The organism is Nocardioides sp., from assembly GCF_034670285.1.
Classification (GTDB): domain Bacteria; phylum Actinomycetota; class Actinomycetes; order Propionibacteriales; family Nocardioidaceae; genus Nocardioides.
In genome coordinates this window covers 1-3,762 of record NZ_JAXMNS010000370.1, presented here as the reverse complement: position 1 = coordinate 3,762, position 3,762 = coordinate 1, and the positions used below count along the sequence as shown (strand labels likewise).

The 3,762-nt window shown below is 70.1% G+C and carries 5 protein-coding genes; 2 read left to right on the top strand and 3 right to left on the bottom strand.

The annotated features are described in order from the left end of the window. A partial coding sequence (locus VOI19_RS16015) for an HNH endonuclease signature motif containing protein (RefSeq protein ID WP_323793964.1) occupies positions 1-730 on the top strand: 730 nt, incomplete at its 5' end. Between the two features lie 58 nt (positions 731-788). Here VOI19_RS16015 and VOI19_RS16010 read toward each other — a convergent pair. Further along, positions 789-962: a DUF5302 domain-containing protein gene (locus VOI19_RS16010; protein WP_323793963.1), complete on the bottom strand. Its 174-nt coding sequence runs from the start codon at positions 960-962 to the stop codon at positions 789-791. Between the two features lie 162 nt (positions 963-1,124). Between VOI19_RS16010 and VOI19_RS16005 the strand changes: the two genes are divergently transcribed. Then, positions 1,125-2,168 (top strand): endonuclease/exonuclease/phosphatase family protein, encoded by a 1,044-nt coding sequence (locus VOI19_RS16005; protein ID WP_323793962.1) that lies wholly within the window; start codon positions 1,125-1,127, stop codon positions 2,166-2,168. A 39-nt stretch (positions 2,169-2,207) separates the two neighbouring features. Here the strand turns inward: VOI19_RS16005 and VOI19_RS16000 are convergent, their stop codons facing one another. Together VOI19_RS16000 and VOI19_RS15995 are read right to left on the bottom strand one after the other, a co-directional pair. Continuing rightward, positions 2,208-3,242, bottom strand: a complete 1,035-nt coding sequence (locus VOI19_RS16000) for a hypothetical protein (protein ID WP_323793961.1) — start codon at positions 3,240-3,242, stop codon at positions 2,208-2,210. 10 nt (positions 3,243-3,252) lie between these two features. Continuing rightward, the coding region (locus tag VOI19_RS15995; RefSeq protein ID WP_323793960.1) for a DUF2332 family protein at positions 3,253-3,762 on the bottom strand (510 nt) is incomplete at its 5' end.

Sequence of the window (3,762 nt, the reverse complement as noted above, 5' to 3'; positions counted from 1 at the left end):
CACCACCACTGACGGCACCGTCGAGGTCACCGGCACCCTGTCCACCGAAGATGCCCTCGACCTGGAGGCCGCCGTCAAGCAAGGCGCCAAGACCCTCGGCGACCTCGGCTGCGAGGAGTCGCTCGGAGCGCGCCGCTCGATGGCGGTGGGCGAGATGGCCCGCACCCAGCTGACCCTCGACCTCGACACCAGTGAAGGCGGCAGCACCGGTGGGCGTGGCGTCGTGATCTACGCCCACATCGACGCCGACAGCCCGCACGTGTCTCTGGACAACATCGGCGGCGGGGACGTGCTGGTCGAGCAACTACGCGAGTGGTGCCAGACCCCCGGGACCACCGTCACCATCAAGCCCGTCATCGACCTCAACCAAGACCTCTCCACGAACGCCTACGTCCCGACGACGAAGCTCGCCGAACAAGTGCGCCTGCGCGACCAGAACTGCGTCTTCCCCAACTGCACCAGACGCGCCGAGCACTGCGACCTCGACCACCGAGTCCCCTTCAACAAGAAGGACCCCTCCGATGGCGGCCGAACGACGACATCAAATCTCTCCCTGCTCTGCAGGAAGCACCACCGCGCCAAGACCTTTTCCGCCTGGACCTACGACTCACCCCAACCCGGGGTCTACGACTGGACCAGCCCTTCCGGCGCCAGGTTCAGGGTCACCCGCGGAAGACGCCACGGCCGGATGCCCGTCACCACGCCGCTCGACGACCCACCCGAGCCCTGAACACCACGCCCCGACACCCCGCTGAGACCAGCGGGGTCACAGGCACGTCACCGGGCGACTAGGACCCGCCGCCACCAGCCTTGCGACGGTGCATCTTCGGAGCACCGCCGACGACCTCGGAGCCGTGGGCCTTCTCGTGGAGCGGACCGTCCTCGTGGACGCCCTTCTCCTCGGTGTTCTTGCGATCGAGCGCCTCGCGCATCTTCGCCTTTAGGTCGTCGTTCTCGGCCATGGGGTCCTCCTGGTCTCGACGGTGCGGGCCGGGTGGACCCGTGGCTCCCACCTTCGCACCGCGGGTGGAGCGAGTCGAGGCAATTAGGTCGATCGCACGAGGGCGTCAGGCCGGCTCGTCTAGAATCGGGCTGTTCCCCGAGTCGTCCACGAGAGGTGAGACGTGCGCCATCGCTTCGGCCGTCTCGACCCGACGATCCTGCTCGTCGTCGTCCTCGTGCTCGTCGTCGGCGCGCTCCTCGGCACGCGCGACTGGACCACCGGTCCGCCGTCGGCCAACCTCACCGACATCGGTCAGCCGCTGCCCCCCGAGGCCAGCGCCGTCGTCTCCTCCCCCTCGGCCCTGCCGACCCCCTCGGGGAAGGCGGGCTCGCAGAAGAAGGGCGCGGGCAAGAAGAACGCGAAGAAGCAGGGCCCGCAGAAGCTCGACATCAAGCAGCAGGGCGAGGAGCAGTGCGTCGACACCAGTGAGGACGTCGAGCTGACGGCGATCTCCTACAACATCAAGTCCGGCCACATCAGCTCGTTGGGCCAGCTGGCCTCGCTGCTGCGCACCACCGAGGCGGACGTCGTGCTGCTGCAGGAGGTCGACCAGATGCGCTACGCCTCAGGGCGCGTCGACCAGCCGGCCTTCTTCGCCGACCAGCTCGACATGGCCTACGCGTTCGGCAAGAACGTCCCTCACGCCGGTGGCGGTGGCTACGGCACGCTCGTGCTGTCGCGCTACCCGCTCGTGTCGGCCAAGAACACCTTCCTGCCACAGCCCGCCGGCACCCAGCGCCGCGGCTTGCTGCACGTCGTGATCGACGTCGCCGGCACCGAGGTCAGCATCTACAACACCCATCTCCAGAACGCCGACCCGTCGGCCCGCCTCCAGCAGGCGGCAGCGATGCGCACCATCGTCGCCTCGGACCCTCGCCCGCGCATCCTGGGCGGTGACATGAACGCCCCGCCCGGCTCGGACCCGATGAACATCCTCACCTCGAGCTGGACCGACACCTGGTCGCAGGTGGGCGTGGGCGCAGGCCGTACGGCGCCCGCCGGCTCGCCTCGCGCACGCATCGACTACCTGCTCCACGGCGGCGCCGGCCTCACCCCGCTCGCGGCCGACGTGCTCGGCGTACGACTCTCCGACCACCTCGCCGTGCGAGCGCTCTACCGCCTCGACACCGGCGGCGAGCCGATCTGCTTCCAGAAGCTCAGCTGAGCCGAGGCTTCGCGGATCAGGTCGATCGGGTCGAAGAGGTCAGGACGACGACTCGAGGTCCTGGATCAGCCCGGCCAGCCCGGCCAGGGCGGCCTCACCGATCTGCTGCTCGTCGACCTCTGACGGCTGGATGCCCTTGACCGCGACAGGGTCGAGGTCGGCCAGGTCGCCGATGAGTCGGACGCCGGACTCGGCCAGCGCCGCGACCGTGTGACGGGTCTGCTCGACGACCCAGTCCTCGACCGCCAGGCCCAGGCTCGGCTCCAGGCTGCGACGGGCGGCCAGGACGGTCTTGGCCAGCACCCGCTTGCGCAGGCGGAAGATCTGCTTCGACGTCACCCCGGCCTCGTCGAGCTGCTCGTTGAGGCGGCGCAGGGCGAGGATCGAGGCCAGCCCGAGGGACTCGTTGGCGGTCTTGACCACGGGATCGGTGCCGAAGTCGACGCCCGTCGCCTCGCCGAAGCGCCGTGCGAGCTCGGAGCGGTCCGCGCCGGGCTGCGGCACGGTGACGAGCGAGACGCGATCGGAGCCGACGATCTCGGACCAGTCGCGCACCAGGCGCACCACGTGCTGCTGACGCCAGAAGCTGCCCGCCGCCGAGGCCCGGTCGTGGACGCCCTCCTCGGCGCCGGGGGCGTTCGCGGCGACCTCGCGGTGGTAGTCCTCCCACGTCCAGGAGCGACCGTTCTGGATGGTCTCCTGCCACATCGAGACCAGGGTGCGGTTGAGGTCACGCACGGTGAACACGACGTCGACGTCGCCGCCGAGCTCCTGCACGATGCGGGTCGCGCGCTTGATCTTGACCGGCGCGAGGAACTCCATCGAGATGATCGAGGGTCCGCCGCGGTGGGCGGCGACGTCGGCGATCATGCGCTCCCACACCGTGCGCTCGGTGTCGGCGATGCCGATCGCCTGCTGGATCGCACGCGACTGGACGCCCCAGGTCTTGCCGGGGACGTGCACACCGGAGGCGGCGAGCCGCTGCTTCTCCGCGAAGATGAGCGCCTGCAGATAGCTGGTGCCCGACTTCATGGTGCCGACGTGCAAGATGACGCGATCGCTGCGGGCCTGCATGCGCGCCACCTTAGAGCATGTCGCTGCTCTCCCAGTCGGTCGGCAGCCCGTGTCCTCTCGAGGTCGCCAGGACACGACGGGTGCCGGCGGGCCAGCTCTCCAGCACCACGAGGTACTCGTGCTCGCGACCCGGTGCCCGCCGGGTCGACTCCAGGAACAGGTGCGCGAACGGCGCCCCTGGCGTCGCCTGCTCCCCCAGCGCGTCGAGACGACGTCGCACGTGGTCCTGCTCGGCGGTGTCGAGGTACTGCCACATCACCGAGTGCCACAGCACGGTGAGGGAACCCTCCGACAGCCCCAGGTCGTCGACGAGCTCCGCCGCACCGGCGCGGCGCACGTGCACCGGGGTGCGGTCGGCGAGCGCGAGGGCCCCTCGCAGGCGTTCGTGGCGAGCCTGCTGGTCGGGCCACACGTACGCCGTCAGCCCGAGCCGGCCCTCGGTGGTGGCCACGTCGATCGGCATCACGTCGCTGCCGAGCCGCTCCACCAGCCGCGGCCACGGTGCGGCGAGCGGCACGTC